The organism is Kitasatospora sp. NPDC001527, assembly GCF_040298605.1.
Classification (GTDB): Bacteria; Actinomycetota; Actinomycetes; order Streptomycetales; family Streptomycetaceae; genus Kitasatospora.
Window position 1 is genome coordinate 13,674 of record NZ_JBEPAM010000001.1, and the last position, 16,225, is coordinate 29,898.

General features: G+C 76.0%; 10 protein-coding genes, 3 tRNA genes and 1 pseudogene. 7 read left to right on the forward strand and 7 right to left on the reverse strand.

The genetic code is table 11. The features are described from left to right. Positions 1–25: 25 nt before the first annotated feature. Positions 26–3,802, reverse strand: coding sequence for a PAS domain-containing protein (locus tag ABT238_RS00060; RefSeq protein WP_350754922.1), 3,777 nt, complete (start codon positions 3,800–3,802; stop codon positions 26–28). A 179-nt stretch (positions 3,803–3,981) separates the two neighbouring features. Between ABT238_RS00060 and ABT238_RS00065 the strand changes: the two genes are divergently transcribed. The 6 genes from ABT238_RS00065 to ABT238_RS00090 all read left to right on the forward strand — a co-directional run bounded on the left by ABT238_RS00065 (position 3,982) and on the right by ABT238_RS00090 (position 10,031). Then, positions 3,982–4,075 (forward strand) — tRNA-Ser (locus tag ABT238_RS00065). Positions 4,076–4,323: 248 nt separating this feature from the next. After that, positions 4,324–4,399, forward strand: a tRNA-Arg gene (locus tag ABT238_RS00070). Positions 4,400–4,430: 31 nt separating this feature from the next. Then, positions 4,431–4,506: transfer RNA gene (locus tag ABT238_RS00075), tRNA-Arg, on the forward strand. A gap of 430 nt (positions 4,507–4,936) precedes the next feature. Then, positions 4,937–7,546, forward strand: coding sequence for an Ig-like domain-containing protein (locus ABT238_RS00080; RefSeq protein WP_350754924.1), 2,610 nt, complete (start codon positions 4,937–4,939; stop codon positions 7,544–7,546). Positions 7,547–7,731: 185 nt separating this feature from the next. Further along, complete coding sequence (locus ABT238_RS00085; protein ID WP_350558990.1) at positions 7,732–9,051, forward strand: SPFH domain-containing protein; 1,320 nt, start codon at positions 7,732–7,734, stop codon at positions 9,049–9,051. Then, on the forward strand, positions 9,048–10,031 hold the full coding sequence (locus ABT238_RS00090; RefSeq protein ID WP_350754926.1) for a C40 family peptidase: 984 nt from the start codon (positions 9,048–9,050) through the stop codon (positions 10,029–10,031). The genes ABT238_RS00085 and ABT238_RS00090 overlap by 4 nt, the downstream gene beginning before the upstream one ends. A 94-nt stretch (positions 10,032–10,125) precedes the next feature. Here ABT238_RS00090 and ABT238_RS00095 read toward each other — a convergent pair whose 3' ends face one another. Then, positions 10,126–11,091: an aldo/keto reductase gene (locus tag ABT238_RS00095; RefSeq protein ID WP_350558984.1), complete on the reverse strand. Its 966-nt coding sequence runs from the start codon at positions 11,089–11,091 to the stop codon at positions 10,126–10,128. A gap of 127 nt (positions 11,092–11,218) precedes the next feature. Here ABT238_RS00095 and ABT238_RS00100 point away from each other — a divergent pair, with 127 nt between their 5' ends. Then, complete coding sequence (locus tag ABT238_RS00100; protein WP_350558981.1) at positions 11,219–11,419, forward strand: hypothetical protein; 201 nt, start codon at positions 11,219–11,221, stop codon at positions 11,417–11,419. A 57-nt stretch (positions 11,420–11,476) separates the two neighbouring features. On the opposite strand, the gene ABT238_RS00105 is transcribed toward ABT238_RS00100, so the two are convergent. From ABT238_RS00105 to ABT238_RS00125, 5 genes and pseudogenes are all read right to left on the reverse strand, one after another. Further along, positions 11,477–12,526, reverse strand: a complete 1,050-nt coding sequence (locus tag ABT238_RS00105) for an endo alpha-1,4 polygalactosaminidase (protein ID WP_502891386.1) — start codon at positions 12,524–12,526, stop codon at positions 11,477–11,479. 82 nt (positions 12,527–12,608) lie between these two features. After that, positions 12,609–13,313, reverse strand: a complete 705-nt coding sequence (locus tag ABT238_RS00110) for a spherulation-specific family 4 protein (protein WP_350754930.1) — start codon at positions 13,311–13,313, stop codon at positions 12,609–12,611. Further along, positions 13,310–14,215 (reverse strand): NAD-dependent epimerase/dehydratase family protein, encoded by a 906-nt coding sequence (locus tag ABT238_RS00115; protein WP_350558972.1) that lies wholly within the window; start codon positions 14,213–14,215, stop codon positions 13,310–13,312. The genes ABT238_RS00110 and ABT238_RS00115 overlap by 4 nt, the downstream gene beginning before the upstream one ends. A gap of 158 nt (positions 14,216–14,373) precedes the next feature. Further along, a pseudogene (locus ABT238_RS00120) lies at positions 14,374–15,081 on the reverse strand (nucleotidyltransferase family protein); the annotation flags it as partial. A 71-nt stretch (positions 15,082–15,152) separates the two neighbouring features. Next, positions 15,153–16,145 (reverse strand): SDR family NAD(P)-dependent oxidoreductase, encoded by a 993-nt coding sequence (locus ABT238_RS00125; protein WP_350558969.1) that lies wholly within the window; start codon positions 16,143–16,145, stop codon positions 15,153–15,155. Positions 16,146–16,225 lie beyond the last annotated feature (80 nt).

Sequence of the window (16,225 nt, forward strand, 5' to 3'; positions counted from 1 at the left end):
GGCCGGCCCTCGTCGTGCCCGGGGCTCAGCCCGCGGCGGCGACGCCCGCCTCGCCCATGGCGCCGATCCGCCCGAGCAGGTCGACGATCCGGGACTGCACGTCGTCGCTGGTCGAGCGCTCGGCGAGGAAGAGCACCGTCTCGCCGGTGCGCAGCCGGGGCAGTTCGCGCGGGTCGAGGTCCACCGAGGTGTAGACGACGAGCGGGGTGCGGTGCAGCCGGTCGTTGGCGCGCAGCCAGTCCAGCAGGCCGACCCGCCGGCGGCGGATCTGGAGCAGGTCCATCACCACCAGGTTGGGCTGCACGCTGCTGGCCCGGGCGACGGCGTCGTTCTCGTCCACCGCGTGCTCGACGTGCATCCCGCGCCGCTCCAGGCTGCCGATCATCGCGGCGGCGATGTCCGGGTCGCCCTCGACCAGCAGGACCCGCGGGGCGTGGTTCTCGCCGTCGCGCGGGGCGAGGGCGCGCAGCAGGACGGCCGGGTCGGCGCCGTACGCGGCGTCCCGGGTGGCCTGCCCCAGGCCGGCGGTGACCAGCACCGGGACCCGGCTGTTCAGTGCCGCCGTGCGCAGCGACTGCAGCGCGGTGCGGGTGATCGGCCCGGTCAGCGGGTCGACGAAGAGCGCGGCGGGGAAACCGGCGACCTGCGCGTCCACCTCCTCGCGGGAGCGGACGATCACCGGGCGGTAGCCGCGGTCCTGGAGCGCCTGGCGGGTGGCCGGGTCGGGCTCGGGCCAGACCAGCAGCCGGCGCGGGCCGCCGTCGGGGGCCGGGGAGGGCAGCGAACCGTGCTCGCCGGTCCCCCCGCGGCCGCTCGGCAGGGCCACCGGGGCGGTGCCCTGCGGGGCACCCGGGACGGCCGGGACGGGAACGGGCGCGCCGGACGCGGCGGGCAGCTCGGCCATCGCGCGCGGCGCGGGCCGGGCGTCGGCACCGGGCGCCACCGGGGTCACGGGCACGACGGCACCGGCCGGACCGGCCTGGCCGGGGAAACCGGGCGCGCCGAGCGGGCGCGGCGGGGCCAGCTCGGCGAGGCCGCTGCCGACCGGACGCGGGCCGCCCTCCCGTCCGTCGCCGTCGGGGGAGCCGGAAGGAGCCGCGGTGCCGGGGGGACCGGGCAGCGCCGGGACGGCGGGCGGCAGCGCGGGCAGCGCGGAGCCGCCCGCCGGGGTGCCCTCGGGCGCGGAGCCGGCCTCGCCGCCGGGACCGGGCGGCACGGCCAGCCGGCGCCGCCGCCCGGTCGGCGTGGGCGCCGCGGGCTCGGGTGCGGCGGGTGCCGGACCGGCCGGCAGGGCGTGCTCCAGCCCCGGGTAGACGGGGGTGTCGGTGCCGCCGGGCAGGGCGAACCCGCCGGAGGAGTCCTCCGCGCCGGGCAGCGCGCGGCGGCGCCGGGACGGCCGGGGCTCGGTGTCGCTCCCGTCACGGTCGGACGGCGCCTCCGGGGCGGACCCGCCGCCCGGGCCGAGCGCGATCGGCCCGCGCGCACCGCCCTCGACACCGGCGGGCCGGCGTTCGTCGGATCCGGAAGCACCGGAAGTGCCGGAAGCCATGGGGCCACCGGGGCCGCCGTTCCCGTCTCCGGGGCCCTCGTCCGGGCGCCCGCCGTCGACCGGGACGGCGTAGGCGGTGCCGGAGCGGCCGTCGTCCTTGCCCCAGGGGTCGGTCTGCGGCCCGCGCGGACCGCCCAGGCCCTGGCGTCCGTACGCGGGGTCGTTGCCGGTGCCGTTCCACTGCTCGGGGACGGCCCGCTCGATCCGGGCGGGGGCGTTGGGCCACTGGTCGGCGGGGAGGTGCGGGGCGATGCCGCCGGGGGCGTCCGCGCCGCCGTCGTGGCCCGGCTGCTCCGGGGCGGCGGGCGGCGGCTCGACGGCCGGCCGGCCGCGGCGTCCGCGCCGCTGCTCGACGGCCGGGGTCTCGCCCGGCGCACCGCCGGCCGTCGCCGGGCCGGCCGGGGCCTCGGCGGTGCGGGCCTCCGGGGCCCCGCCGCGCTCGGCGCCCGCGGCACCACCCGGCGTGCCCTCGGAGGCGCCCTCCGCCGGATCACCGGCGCCCGGGCCGCCCGGCGCGGAGCCCTCGGCGGCGGCCGGCTCCTCGTCCTGGGCCGCGGTCGGCAGCTGCGGGATGCCCGGCAGGTCGGGCAGGACGGCGCTGTCGCTCTCCTTCGGCCGGTCCGAGCGGCCCTCGGCGGAGGCCCGTTCGGCGGCGGCCTTGGCGGCGGCCGGGTCCAGCGGGAGCTCGACGACGTACGTGGTGCCGGCGCGTCCCGGCAGCTCGTGCGGCTGGAGCACCCCGCCGTGGCGCTCGACCACCGCCCGGGCTATCGGCAGGTGGACGGGGCTGCCGCCGCGTCCGGGTCCGCGGATCTCCACCCGGGCGACCTCGCCGCGCTGGGCGGCCGCGAGCACCACGGCCGGCGCCTCGCCGCCGGCCGGTGGCAGGGCGGGCGTGCCGGGGGCGGCGAGTCCGGGGGAGGGGAGTTCGGGGGCGGCGTCGTCCAGCGCGAGGCCGATGCCGCTGACGTCGGCGACCAGGTGGGCCAGCGCCTGGGCGAGCCGCTGCTCGTCGGCGATCACCTCGACGGCGGCGGCGTGCACCGAGAACCGCACCCGGCCCGGGCCGACCAGCTCGCCCGCCTGCTCGACGGCCCGGCGGACCACCTTGTCCAGCGCGACGGGCACCCGCTCGGCGGCCTTCCGGCCGGCCTTGCCGTCCGCTCCACCCTTGCCGTCCGTGCCGGCCCCGGCGCCCTCGCCGGCCTCGCAGCGCTGGTGGGCCAGCACACCCTCGATCAGCTTGCCGTACCGGCGGCATTCGTCGGCCAGCCGGCGCAGCGTCCAGTTGGCCTCCGGCCACAGCTGTCCGGCCGGGTCGGCGGCGAGCGCGTCGATCCGCCGGTGCAGCGCGGTCAGCGCACCGCCCAGCTCGCTCTCCAGGACGGCGGTGAGGTGCTCGTTGCGGGCGACCAGCGCCAGCTCGCGGCTGCGGTCGGTGAAGGTCATCACGGCGCCGACCAGCTGGTCGCCGTCCCGGACCGGGGCGGTGGTGAGGTCGACGGTGACCGGCCGGCCGTCCTTGCGCCACAGCACGGTGCCGCGCACCCGGTGCTTGCGCCCGGAGGTCAGGGTGTCCAGCAGCGCCGACTCCTCCAGCGCCAGCGGGGTGCCGTCGGCCCGGGAGTGCTGGATCAGCGGGTGCAGCTCGCGGCCGCCCAGCTCGCTGGCCCGGTACTCCAGGATGTGCGCGGCGGCCGGGTTGACCAGCACGCAGCGGCCTTCGAGGTCGACGCCGAGCACGCCCTCGGCGGCGGCCCGCAGGATCATCTCGGTCTGCTTGTGCTGGCGGCGCAGCTCCGCCTCGACGCCGAGCCGGCCGGTCAGGTCGCGGACCAGCAGCAGGAGCAGGTCGGAGGAGCGGGAGCCCTCGCGGTACGGGTCGTAGGGCGCCGGGGGCGCGTAGCCGGAGCCCGAGCCGGAGCCGTCGTCGTCGAAGTCGTTGCCGGACACCTCGACGGGGAAGGTGGTGCCGTCGGTGCGCCGGGCGGTCATCCGGACCGGGCGGTCGAGCGCCTCGTCCTCGCGGGCGGCGGGCCGCATCGAGCCGGGGATCCGGCTGGGGTCGAACTCCGGGAGCAGGTCGAGCACGCCCATGCCGACCAGCGAGGTGCCGGGCGCCTGGAGCGCGTGCACGGCCGCGGTGTTGGCATCGACGACGGTGCCGTTGCTGTTGACCAGCAACAGCGCGTCGGGCAGGGCGTCGAGTATGGCGGCGAGGCGAGCAGCGCCTCGGATCGGCCTGCTGCTCACGTCGACAGGTCTCCTCGGCTCAGGGCAGCTCTCTCCGGAGAGGGCAGTATCTCATTCTTCTTTGCGGTGGGGACGACCCGCCTAGTAACGTGGTCGGCGGTTGGTGCCGGGCCCCCGGGTTGTGGCATCATCACAGGCACAGGGAACGAGTCCGCGCACGCGGGCTTGCTCCATGTGGAGGAGGCTTCGCCTAGTCCGGTCTATGGCGCCGCACTGCTAATGCGGTTTCGGGGTTATTCCTGATCGAGGGTTCAAATCCCTCAGCCTCCGCCAGCCGGGAGCCCCGTCGACGATCTTGTCGGCGGGGCTCTTCGCATCTCCGGGGGCGGTCGGGCGGCGATCTCCGGGACCGGGTGGGGCCGGGCAGGGGCGGACGGGACCGGGCGCGGGGCCGGCGGGGAGGGGTCTCCGGCCTGTTCGAGCGAGGGGTCCGAGGTGCCCGGATCAATCGATTTCGTCCCGCGCCGCAGGTCATGTAATGTTGTCCCCGCACCGCCCCGGAGGAACGTTCGCCAGGGCGAGCGCTCATAGCTCAACGGATAGAGCACTTGACTACGGATCAAGAGGTTGCAGGTTCGAATCCTGCTGAGCGCACCAAACCCCGCAAGACCGGGTCCGCCCGGAACTTGCGCTCATAGCTCAACGGATAGAGCACTTGACTACGGATCAAGAGGTTGCAGGTTCGAATCCTGCTGAGCGCACCAGTGAGAAACCCCCGGCCATCGGCCGGGGGTTTCCGCGTTCCCCGGGCCGCCGCGGCTCGGGTGCGACCGCGCCGGGTGGCCGGTGGCCGGATCCGGACCCTCCCGTCGCCCCTCCCGCCGTCCGTCGACGGTTCCGGGTATTCGAACGGATGCGACCGGTGCGTGGTCGGATCCCGGACGTCGGTACACGGCCCTTCCGCCGGGATTCCTCGCGCGTACCCCGTGATACCTCGCCTAATGGGTGAAATGCAGTCCTTTCGGGTACATCCCGTCCTGCCGGTCGGAGGGCCGCCAATCGGGTGTCATGCGGCCAAGCGTGCAAGTGTCGCGGTAGGACCGGCTCAGGATCGTGATTCCGTTTTGTCTGATCGTGTGTCCAGACTGCCCGGCCATCCAGGCCGTTCCGGCAGCCGATGCGAAGGAGAGCCGGATGAGCCGACAGTTCCCGGCCGCGGCCGGTGCCGCCGCGGTCCTGGCCGCCGCCGGGCTGCTGATCGGCTGGAACCCGCCGCCCTCGGTCGCCCGGCAGGCCCCGGGCACCCGGACCGCCGAACGGCACGCGGTCCCGCCCTCCGGCCCCCTCGTCGAGGCGGCTCTCCCCGCGGCTCCCGGGGACCCCGCGCGGACGCCGGAAATCTCCGCGGAGCGGGCGCGGCCGGACGTTTCCTCGCGGGCTGCCGGAACGCTCCGGCCGGAATTCTCCCGGACGGTCCCGAATCCCGGGCCGCACCTCCTCGGTGAAACGGCCGGAATCGCCTCCGGGAATTCCGGCGGCAACGCGCTCGCCCCCGCCCCGGAACCGGTCACCCGGGACGAGGGCACCGATCCCGCCCTCGGCTACCCCGAGGAGGCGGCGGTCGGCCACGACTACCGGCTCACCGTGCCGGTCGCGGTCGGCGACGCGCCCGCCACCCTGGCCGGCTGGGTCGACTTCGACCGCAACGGCCGTTTCGACCCGCCCGAGCGGGTGCAGACCGAGATCGCCCCCGGCGGGCGCAGCGCCACCCTGGAGTGGACCGTCCCCGCCAACGCCTCCTCCGGCGAGACCTCGGTCCGGCTGCGGATCGGCCGGGACGCCGCCCGGCTGGTGCCGGCCGAGGGTTCCGCCGTCTCCGGGCAGGTCCTGGACCAGCGGATCCGGCTGACCGTCGGGGCCGCCCGCCCGGAGATCTCCCGGCCGGCCGACGGCGCCACCCTCGCCGACACCCGCCCCCGGATCTCCGGCGCGCGGGCGACGGCCGGCGCCACCGTCGAGGTCCGCGAGGGCGCGACCGCGCTCTGCCGCTCCCGGGTCGCCCGGAGCGGCGACTGGTCCTGCCGCCCGGACGCCGCGCTGACCGAGGGCCCGCACACCCTCACCCCGGTGCTGACCGGCGGCGCCGGCGCGGCGCTGCCCGGCGAGCCGGTCCGGATCACCGTGCGGACCGCGGCGCCGGGCGCGCCCGCGCTCACCCTGCCGGAGTTCACCAACGACCCCGCCCTCCGGCTGACCGGCACCGGTGAGCCGGGCGGCACCGTGGTCGTCGTCGACCGGCCGGCCGACGGTCAGGAGACCGACCTGTGCAGCACGGCCGCCCGGGCCGACGGCGGCTGGTCCTGCCTGCCGGTGGAGAACCTGGCGGACGGGCGGCACCGGCTCACCGCGGCCGCCGCCGACCTCGCCGGGAACCGGACCGCCGGGCAGTCGGCCGAGCTCGTCGTCGACACCGTGGCGCCGGACCGACCGGTGCTCACCGTGCCGGCCGCCGGGGAGACCGTCAGGGCCGCCCGGCCCCGGCTGGCCGGGAAGGCCGAACCGGGGGCGCTGGTCCTGGTCACCGCCGGTCCGGCCCACGGCGCCGAGGACGCGCGGATCGTCGCCTGCGGCGCGACGGCGGCCATCGACGGCAGCTGGACGTGCGCGGCCAACCGGGACCTGACGGACGGGGAGCAGTGGCTGACCGTCACGGCGACCGACCGGGCGGGGAACGGGACGGCGGCGGAGGCGGTGGCGGTCCGGGTCGAGGCGGACGGTCAGGCGGCGGCACCGGCGACGGCCCCCACGCCGGCGCCGGTCGGCCCGGCTCCCGTGCCCTCCGTATCGGCGGCACCGTCCGCGTCGGCGGCACCGTCCGTATCGGCGGCGCCGTCCGCGTCGGCCGCGCCGTCCGGATCGTCCGCCGCGACGCCGTCGGCGGTGGTCACGCCGCCCCCGGCCGCGACGCCCACGGGGCCGGCGATGTCCGCGCCCTCGGCGGCGGTGCCGACCTCGGCCGTCCCCTCGGCCGTCCCCTCGGCCAGGCCCACGGCCGTGCCCACCCCCTCGGCGCCCGCTGCCTCGGCCGCCGTCCCGTCCCCGGCGGTCGCCGCCCCGGCGGCCCCGTCCCCGACCGCCGCCGTCCCGTCCATGACCGTGACCGGGGCCGCGCCCGCGCCGGCGCCCGTTGCGTCCGTCCCGGCGGTCCCGTCCCCGACCGCCGCCGTCCCGACCCCGTCCGTTCCCGTTCCGTCCGTTCCCACCCCGTCCGTCCCCGTGCCGGATGCCGGGCCGGATCCCGTTCCGCCGGGGCTGCTGCCGATCGTCGTGCCACCGGTCACCGTGGTGGTGGCCAGGCCGGCGGCGCCGACGCCCACGGCGGCGGGGGCCGGTCCGACGACGGCGCGCCCGACTCCCTCCTCGTCCCCGACCCCGACCGCGACCCGGAGCGCGTCCCCGCCTCCCACCTCCGCAGCCCCGACGTCCCCGGCCCCGACGTCCCCGAGTCCGGGTCCGACCGCGATCCCGACCGCGTCACCGACCCCGACCACGACCCCGGCCGTCCTTCCCGCCGGCACCCCGGACCGGGAGCAGGCCGACCGGACGCCGGCCGCGCCGCCGCCGGCGGCCCAGGCAGCCGACACCGCCGACGCGGAGCAGCCGTCGTCGGCGGCGACGGCCACCGACCGGCACCGGTCGAACGGCTGGCGCGGCGCGCTCGCCGGGGTCCTGCTGATGCTCACCGGGATCGGACTGATCACCCGCCGGGTGGTCACCCGGGGATCCGGCCCCCGGCGGCGCTGAACCGTTCCCTTTGTCCACTCATGTGCCTGCGCGTCAGGTCGGGCTTCGGATGATTCGTCAGGAAATGTCGACACGCACTGGCTCAAATGTCGCATTTGATGACGTATGAACTTAGCCTGACTCTGGCACTGCCCGTCAGATCCGGGCCGCCCGTTGCGCGACACACTGAACCTGAGGATCCGTGCATGGACGTCACCCGCGATTCTTCGCAGCGACCCGACCACCTGCCCAAGGCGTTCCCGCCGGCGCTGCCGGAACGTTCCGCCTCCGGCTCCAGCCCGCTGGCCAGGGCGGCGCGGCCGCCCAGGCCCGCCATGCCGGCCGACCACAGCCCGGCCACCACCCCGATCGCGGTGGTCCCGGGTCCGTCCGTCGGCACGCCCGTCGACCTGCGCGATCCCCTGGAGACGGCGGACCCCGCGGACCGCACCACCACGACCGCCCCGCTGCCGTCGCTGGCCCCGACGGTCCCGACGGCGGACGAGGAGCCGGACACCGCGACCGCCGGCGCGGCCGCCGGCACCTCGCGCCGCCCCCCGCGCGCCGACCAGACGCTGCGCGAGCACACCGCAGCCGCGCTGCCCGGCTGGGTCGCCCTGTTCGGGCTGCTGCTCGGCACGGTCGCCGTCCTGCTCGTGCTGGTGCGCGACGGCGTCATCCCGTACTGGGACGCGCTGCCCGACCTTCGCACGGACGCCGCCCGGGCCAGCGGCCAGGCCGAGGTGACCGCCCGTTCGGTGGCCGCGGTCGGTGCCGCCGGGCTGCTCCTCGTCCTCTCGCTCGCCGGCCTGCTGGCCAACGCGGGCGGCGAGACCCGGGTGCTCACCCGCTGGGGCCGTTACCGGGGCACCGTCCGCCGCACCGGCCTGGTCTGGGTCAACCCGCTGCTGCGCCGCCGCCGGGTGGACGTCCGGCTGCGGCACTGGCGCAGCGAGCCGGTCAAGGTGGTCGACCGCACCGGGACGCCGATCGTCGTCCGGCTGCTGATCGTCTGGCGGGTCAAGGACACCGCCCGCGCGATGCTGGCGATCGAGGACCACGAGAGCTACCTGCGGGAGCAGGTCCAGGCGGTGCTCACCCGGACCGCCTCCACCCTGCCCTGCGACAGCAACGCGGCGCCCGGGCCCGCGCTGCGCGACGGCCAGTGGTTCGCCGACGAGCTGACCCGGGCGCTGGCCGCCGAGGTCGCGCCGGCCGGCCTGGAGGTCTACTCGGTGCAGCCGCTGGCCCTGGACTACGCGCCGGAGGTGGCCGAGTCGATGCGCCGGCGCCGGCTGGCCGACCTCGACGCGGGACTGCGCACGGTGCTGGTGGACGACGCGGTGGAGGCGGCGGCGCTCGCCGTGCGCCGACTGGAGCGCGCCACCGCGCACGAGCTGGACGAAGCGGCCCGGAGCGCGCTGATGGAGCAGTTGCTGGTCGCCTTCGTCGCCCCGGCCGGAGTGGCCGCCTCGGTACCGCCCCCGGCCGCCCGGGCCGGGCGGAAGGAAGGACGACCGGCATGAGGATAGCCACCGGCACGGACGCCGGCCCGGCGTTCGCGGACGCGGACGACACGGCGCTGATCGGTTTCGAGGAGAGCCTCGGCAGCATCCCGGCGATCACGGGCTGCGCCTGCCCGAACTGCGCGGCCCGGCCGCGCACCGCCCGCCCGGCGGAGCCGCACGGCGGGGGCCGAATACACCGGGCGGTGCGAAATACCTGCCTGGCCACCACGGTGCTGGCCGGCGCCGGGGTGGTCGGACTGACCGCCGGTGCCGGGTCCGCGCACGCCGCGCCGGGCAAGCAGGGCTGGGACGGCTCCAAGTACTGGTTCAAGAACGGCAGCGGTGAGTGGCGCTACACCAGCCACTACAGCGTGTACACCAGCGCGGTCGGGGGCGGCGCTTCCGGCTCCACCGCCCCGCGGACGGCCGTCTCCAACGGCTCGGCCTCCTCCGGCGGGATGCGGCAGGGCTGGGACGGTTCGAAGTACTGGTTCAAGAACGGCAGCGGTGAGTGGCGCTACACCAGCCACTACGACGTCTACCTGAGCCGCACCGGCCAGTCCGGCCAGTCCGGCGGCGGCTCGGCGCCGTCGGCCGGGAGCCCCGCGCCCGCGCCGACCGAGACGCGTTCGGCCGGCCGGCTGGAGTCGGCGATCGAGTACGCGCTCGCCCAGCAGGGCAAGCCGTACGTGTGGGGCGGCAACGGCCCCTCCGGCTACGACTGCTCGGGGCTGGTGCAGCAGGCCTACCGGCGGGCGGGCATCGACCTGCCGCGGGTGGCCGACGACCAGTACGCGGCGACCACGCCGATCACCGCGGGTCAGCTGCGCCGCGGCGACCTGCTGTTCTGGTCGGACAGCGGCCGGGCCTCGGGCATCCACCACGTGGGGATCTACCTGGGCGGCGGCAAGTTCGTCGAGGCACCACGGCCGGGCAAGACGGTCCGGGTGTCGACGATCAGCAGCGGCTTCTACCCGACCCACTTCGGCCGGCCCTAGCGGAGGGCCGTAGCGGAAGGCCGCAGCGGGAGAACACGAAGGGGTGCGCCGTCCACGGCCCGTGGACGGCGCACCCCTTCCGCGCGGACGGGGGTCAGGCCGAGGCGTCGTCCAGCAGGGCGGTCTGCGCCGGGGTGAGCTCCAGCGCGGCGGCGGCCAGCAGCGGCGGGAGCTGGTCGACGGTGCGGGCGCTGGCGATCGGGGCGGCGACCGTCGGCCGGGCGGCGAGCCAGGCCAGGGCGACGGTGGCGAGTTCGACGTCGTGCTCGGCGGCCACGGTGTCGAGCGCCTCCAGCACCTTGGGGCCGCGCGGGTCGTCCAGGTAGCGGCCGGCGCCCTCGGCGCGGGCGCTGGTCACCGCGGCGCCGCCCGGGCGGTACTTGCCGGTGAGGAAGCCGGAGGCCAGCGCGTAGTACGGCACGGTGGCGAGGCCGTGCGCGGCGACCACGTCGGCCAGTGGTCCCTCGAAGGTGCCGCGGGAGACCAGGTTGTAGTGCGGCTGGACGGCGGTGTACGCGGCCAGGCCCTCGCGCTCGGCGAAGGCGAGCGCCTCGGCGAGCCGGTCGGCGCCGATGTTGGAGGCGGCGACGGCGCGCACCTTGCCCTCGCGCACCAGTGCGTCCAGGGCGGTGACGAACTCCTCGACCGGGGTGTCGTCGTCCTGGTGGGTGTAGTAGAGGTCGATGTGGTCGACGCCGAGGCGGCGCAGCGAGCCCTCGGCCGAGGCCTTGATGTTGGCCGCGCTCAGTCCGCGCGCCTCGGGGTGCAGGCCGACCTTGGTCGCGACGACGACGGAGTCGCGGTTGCCGCGGGCGCGCAGCCACTTCCCGATGATGGCCTCGGACTCGCCGCCGGTGTTGCCCGGCACCCAGGAGGAGTAGGTGTCGGCGGTGTCGACGAAGTTGCCGCCGGCCGCGGCGTAGGCGTCGAGGACGGCGAAGGACTCGGCCTCGTCGGCGGTCCAGCCGAAGACGTTGCCGCCGAGGGAGAGCGGGAACACCGAGAGCTCGGAGCTGCCGAGCTGCACGTAACGGGGGGCGTCGCTGCGGGAATCGGTCATGGTCCGAGTCAACCCGATCAACCGGGTGGGCATTCCGTGAACGAGGCGGACTTCACACGCCCGTCGCACGTCCGTAGTGCGGAGACCGGGTGTCGGGGTGGTCCGCGGATTCGTTAGAGTCCCTGCCATGGCTGACAACGAGTACGACCCCGCAGGCAGCACCCAGATGTTCCGGGCCTTCGTCGAGGAGACCCCGGCACCCCAGGCCCCGGGCTCCGTGAACACCTACGGCGGCAACAACGGCAGCAGCCGCACCGGTCTGATCGCGGTGATCGCCGTGGTCGCCCTCGCGGTGCTGGGTGCCGTCGTCTGGCTGGCCGTCAAGTAACCTCCGCGTCCGAACGACCGGCGGTCCGGCGGCCCGTGGGCGCCGGACCCGGCCTCCTCAGCAGGGCTTGCGCCAGGCGTCCAGTTCCAGCTTCTTCTGCATCGAGCTGAAGCCCAGTGCCTTGGTGCGGGCGCAGAACTTCTCGGTGCCCAGCTTGTACTCGACGTGGAAGACCGCCTTGCCCGCCTGGATGAAGGGGGAGAGGCGGGCGCACTCGTCGAACTGCGCGCACTCCTCGTTCACGGCGAAGTCGAAGTCGTCCAGCAGTGCCGGGACCTGCTCCAGGTCGTTCTTCAGACCGATCGCCAGGCCGCGTTCGTGGGCGAGCCCGGCGAGCATCCGGTTGTAGCGGAGCTGGTCGTCCGCGGTCAGCGGGAAGCCGCTGTTCTGGTTGTAGGCCTCGATGGTGTCGGGTTCGACCGCGTCGAAGCCCTTCTGCCGGCACATGTCGAAGCGGGCCGCCATGAGGGGCCGCAGCTGGTCGATCTTGCGGATGTCGAACCACTTCTCGCCCTTCCAGCCGTTGCCCGAGCCCTGGAGGGCCTGGGCGAAGGCGGCGGCGTCGGGGCGGAAGTCCTCCCAGGAACCGGCGTTGATGTAGCAGATCACCTTGCGGCCCTTGGCGTGCAGGGCGGCGACCACGGAGGCGTCGGTCTCGAAGCCGTCGATGTCGTAGACCGGGACGTCGACCGACTGGTCGACGCCGCCGCCGAGTTGCCACTGCCAGGCGAGGCCGGGGGTGGGCTGCCAGCGGGCGCCGGTGGCGCCGGGCGTACCGGGGGTGCCCGGAGTGCCGGGCGCGCCGGGGGTGTTGGGCGTGCCCGGGGTGGCCGGGACGGCGGGTGTGCCGGGGGTGCCAGGGGTGCCGGGCGGGGCCGGGGGGCGGCCGGACGCGGTCGGCGAGCCCGGGCCGGTGGGAGCGGACGGCGCGTCCGGTGTGCCGGGGGTGCCCGGCGAGTCCGGTGTGCTCGGTGTCCCCGGGGAGGCCGGTGCGGTGGCGGTACCCGGGACGGGCGCGGCGGTGGCCGCCGGGGGCGGGGCCGCGGTGGCGTCGGCCGAGGGGTCGTCCTCGTCGTCCGGGCCTGAGCTGCTGCACGACGTCGCCAGCAGCGCGGTGGCGGTGGCGAGGGCGAGGGCGGCCCACGCGGGCCGGGTACGGCGGGTCACGGTACGCGGACTCCGGATCGGGTCAGGGGGATTCGGTGAACGGCGGGGCGCCGGTGAGCTGGTGCGGCAGGGTGCTCCAGGGGTTCTCCCCGGCACCGGGCACCGCGCAGCCGACCCCGGCCCGGCGGGCGGCGATCAACGCGGCCGCCTCTCCCGCCAGTTCGGCCGGTACGTCGTAGACCAGGTGGCAGAACCGGGCGGCGGCGTGCCGGCCGGTCCACAGCGGCAGGGCGAGCGCCTGGTAGGCCGCCCAGTCGCCCTCGAAGGTGACCAGCAGGTCGGCCAGGCCGACCTCGGCGTACCCGGGGTCCGGGTGGTCGCCGTGGCCGAACACCACGGTGGCGCAGCCGGCGGCCCGGGCCGCGGTGGCCAGGCGCCGGTAGTGCGGCAGTGCGCCGGGCGCGGCCGACACCTGGTCGAGGTAGACGCCGGAGATGCCGTGGCGCTGACGGTAGGTCAGGATGTCGTTCACCACGGCGGCGTGCGGCCGCCGGCCGTAGTCCGTGTCGGCGTAGCCGAGCAGCGGAAGACCGGCCTTGCGGAGCTTCTCGGCGGCGTCGGTGAAGACCTGGTCGGGCTCGCCCGGGCCGTCGGCGAGGTTGAGGACGACGGCGGCGACGCGCTTGGGGTCGGCGGCGGCGACCGCCTGCCAGGCCGCCGGGTCCACCGCGGGGTGGACGTACAGCGGCACCAGCAGGCGGCCGTCGGGGTGGGTGCCCCCGGTCATGCGGTGACCAGCGGTTCGGTGGAGAGCCACAGGTCGCGCAGCGTCTCGTCGAGTCCGGTCTCCGGGTGCCAGCCGAGCGCCCGGGCGGCGGCCGACACGTCGGCCTGCTGCCAGGAGACGGCCGCGGAGCGCTCGGAGCCGGCGCCGCTCTCGTCGATCCGCCCGGCGAAGCCGGCCGCCGCGACGAGGCCGTCGGCGATCGCCCGGACCGGCCGGGCCAGCCCGGAGGCCAGGTTGAGCACCCGGGGCAGCGGGCCCCGGGCGGTGACGGCGAGCGCGGCGGCGCGGGCGACATCCCGGGCGTCGACGAAGTCGCGGTGGGCCGAGAGGTCCCCGACCCGCACCACTCCGTCGGCGCCCTCGGGCGCGGCCCGGCGCAGCTCGGCGGCGAGCCGGCCGGGCAGCGAGCCGGCCGGGGCGCCGGGCCCGACCGGGTTGAACACCCGCAGCACCACGGCGTCCAGCGGCGAGCCGGCCACCGCGAGGGAGCCGGCCAGCTTGGTGGCGCCGTAGACGCCGACCGGGCGGGCGTCGGCGTCCTCGGTGAGCGAGCTGCCGGGGGCGCAGACGCCGTACTCGCCGGCCGAGCCGACGTGCACCAGCCGGGCCGCCGGGGCGCCCTGGCCGAGCGCCTCGCAGAGCACGGCCGGGCCGCGGGCGTTGACCTCGGCGAGCGTGACGGCGCTGCCGGAGACGGCGCCGGCGAGGTTGACCACCGCGTGCGGGGCGAGCGCGGCCAGGTCCTCGCCCAGCGGGCCGGCCTGGGCGGTGGCCAGGTCGAGCCGCAGGTCGTGGTCGGGCCGCCGCCCGGCGGTCAGCACGGTGGTGCCGGGCAGGGCCCGCAGGGCGGTGGCGGCGTGCCGGCCGAGGAAGCCGTCGGCGCCGAGCAGCAGGATTCTCACGCGGCCCGTCCGTCGTTCTCGGGGCCGGCGGGGACCGTGGCCGCCGGCTGCCCGTCGGAGGCCTCGGGCGCGGTCCTGGCGGCGGGGATCGGCAGCCCCTGGCCGTTCGGAACCGCGTACAGGCCCTCCGCGGCGGCGGGGACGGTGCCGGCCGGCTCGCCCGGGAGCAGCAGCGAACGGTTGAGCGCGAACTCGGCGTTGGCCCGGTCGTAGTCGTCCGGGCGGCCGATGTCCAGCCAGTAGCCGTCGAACTCGTAGGCGGACGGCGGGGTCTGGGCCGCCAGCAGGTCCAGCACCAGCTCGTCGAAGCCGAGCGGCAGACCGGGGGTGTACTTGGCGAGCGCGGCGCGGGAGACGCCGTAGACGCCCATCGAGACCCGGTAGTCGATGCTCGGCTTCTCCTGGAAGCCGGTGATGGAGCCGGACTCGGTGGTCAGCACACCGAAGTCGATCTTCACCTGGCGGGCGTAGGTCGCGATGGTGAGCGGGGCCCCGGACGCCTCGTGGTGCTTGAGCACCCCGGCGAAGTCCAGGTCGGTGAGGACGTCGCCGTTCATCACCAGGAAGTTGTCCGGCAGCCGGTCCTGCAGGGTGAGCAGCGGACCGAGGGTGCCGAGCGGGCTGTCCTCGACCGCGTAGCCGACCCGCAGCCCCCACTGGGAGCCGTTGCCGACGTAGGCGCGGATGATGTGGCCGAGGTGGCCGATGGCCAGGGTGACGGTCTGGAAGCCCGCGGCGGCGAGCTGGCGCATCACGATCTCCAGGATCGCGTGCTGGTCGCCGATCGGGACGAGTGGCTTGGGAAGCGCGGTGGTGTACGGGCGGAGGCGTACGCCCTTACCGCCGGCGAGGATCACTGCGTGCATGGTGGTTCCCCCACGAAAGTCGGAACGACAGGGGCCTTCGGTGCCGGGAGCGGACGGAAGGCGGAGCCGGGTCAGACGTTGTAGATGTCGGTCTTGTAGCGGGCCAGGTTGGCCGGGTCGCGGAAGAACTCGATGGTCTGCTCCAGGCCCTCCTCCAGCGAGTACGCCGGGGCCCAGCCGGTGGCGGTGCGCAGCCGGGTGGCGTCCGCGACCAGGCGCATGACCTCGGAGTTGGCCGGGCGGATGCGCTGCTCGTCCTCCTTGACGGTGACGTCGACGCCCATCAGCTTGCCGACCAGGGAGACCAGGTCGCCGACCGAGATCTCGCCGCCGGTGCCGGCGTTGAAGGTCCTGCCGACCACGGTCTCGGCGGGGGCGGTACCGACCGTGCGGAAGGCCAGCGCGGTGTCCTTGACGAACATGAAGTCGCGGGTCGGGCGCAGGTCGCCGAGGGTGATCCCGGTCTCGCCGGCGGCGAGCTGGGCGATCACGGTCGGGATGACGGCGCGCATCGACTGGCGCGGGCCGAAGGTGTTGAACGGGCGCAGGGTGACGACCGGGGTCCCGAAGCTGGCGTGGTAGCTGTCGGCCAGCCGGTCCCCGCCGGCCTTGGAGGCGGCGTACGGGGACTGGGTGTTGATCGGGTGGTCCTCGGTGATCGGCACGGTCTGCGCGGTGCCGTAGGTCTCACTGGTCGAGGTGTGCACCAGGCGGGGGATCTCCAGGTGGCGCACGGCCTCCAGGACGTTCAGGGTGCCGGTGACGTTGGTGTCCACGTACGAGTGCGGGGCCCGGTAGGAGTACGGGATCGCGATCAGGGCGGCCAGGTGGTACACCGCCTCGGTGCCCTTGACCAGGCCGTTGACGGAGCCGGGGTCGCGGACGTCGCCGAGGACGATCTCGACCGAGTCCAGCACCTCCTTCGGGAGGGTCTCCAGCCAGCCGAACGACGAGAACGAGTTGTACTGGACCATCGCCCGGACCTGGTGGCCGTCGGCCACCAGGGTCTCGACGAGGTGGGAGCCGATGAACCCCTCGGCTCCGGTGACGGCGACGCTGCTCATGGTGATTCGCTTCCTGTGTTTTCGGGGGACGGGTCGTACGGGCCCGACCGGGTGGATCGACGGTGTGGTGACCCGGTCGG

Bases quoted from the DNA above. Each gene is read 5' to 3' on its own strand.
- ABT238_RS00080 (WP_350754924.1), top strand. From the start codon at position 4,937: ATGAGCCGACAGTTCCCGGCCGCGGCCGGTGCCGCCGCGGTCCTGGCC.
- ABT238_RS00085 (WP_350558990.1), top strand. From the start codon at position 7,732: ATGGACGTCACCCGCGATTCTTCGCAGCGACCCGACCACCTGCCCAAG.
- ABT238_RS00090 (WP_350754926.1), top strand. From the start codon at position 9,048: ATGAGGATAGCCACCGGCACGGACGCCGGCCCGGCGTTCGCGGACGCG.
- ABT238_RS00095 (WP_350558984.1), bottom strand. From the start codon at position 11,091: ATGACCGATTCCCGCAGCGACGCCCCCCGTTACGTGCAGCTCGGCAGC.
- ABT238_RS00100 (WP_350558981.1), top strand. From the start codon at position 11,219: ATGGCTGACAACGAGTACGACCCCGCAGGCAGCACCCAGATGTTCCGG.
- ABT238_RS00110 (WP_350754930.1), bottom strand. From the start codon at position 13,313: ATGACCGGGGGCACCCACCCCGACGGCCGCCTGCTGGTGCCGCTGTAC.
- ABT238_RS00125 (WP_350558969.1), bottom strand. From the start codon at position 16,145: ATGAGCAGCGTCGCCGTCACCGGAGCCGAGGGGTTCATCGGCTCCCAC.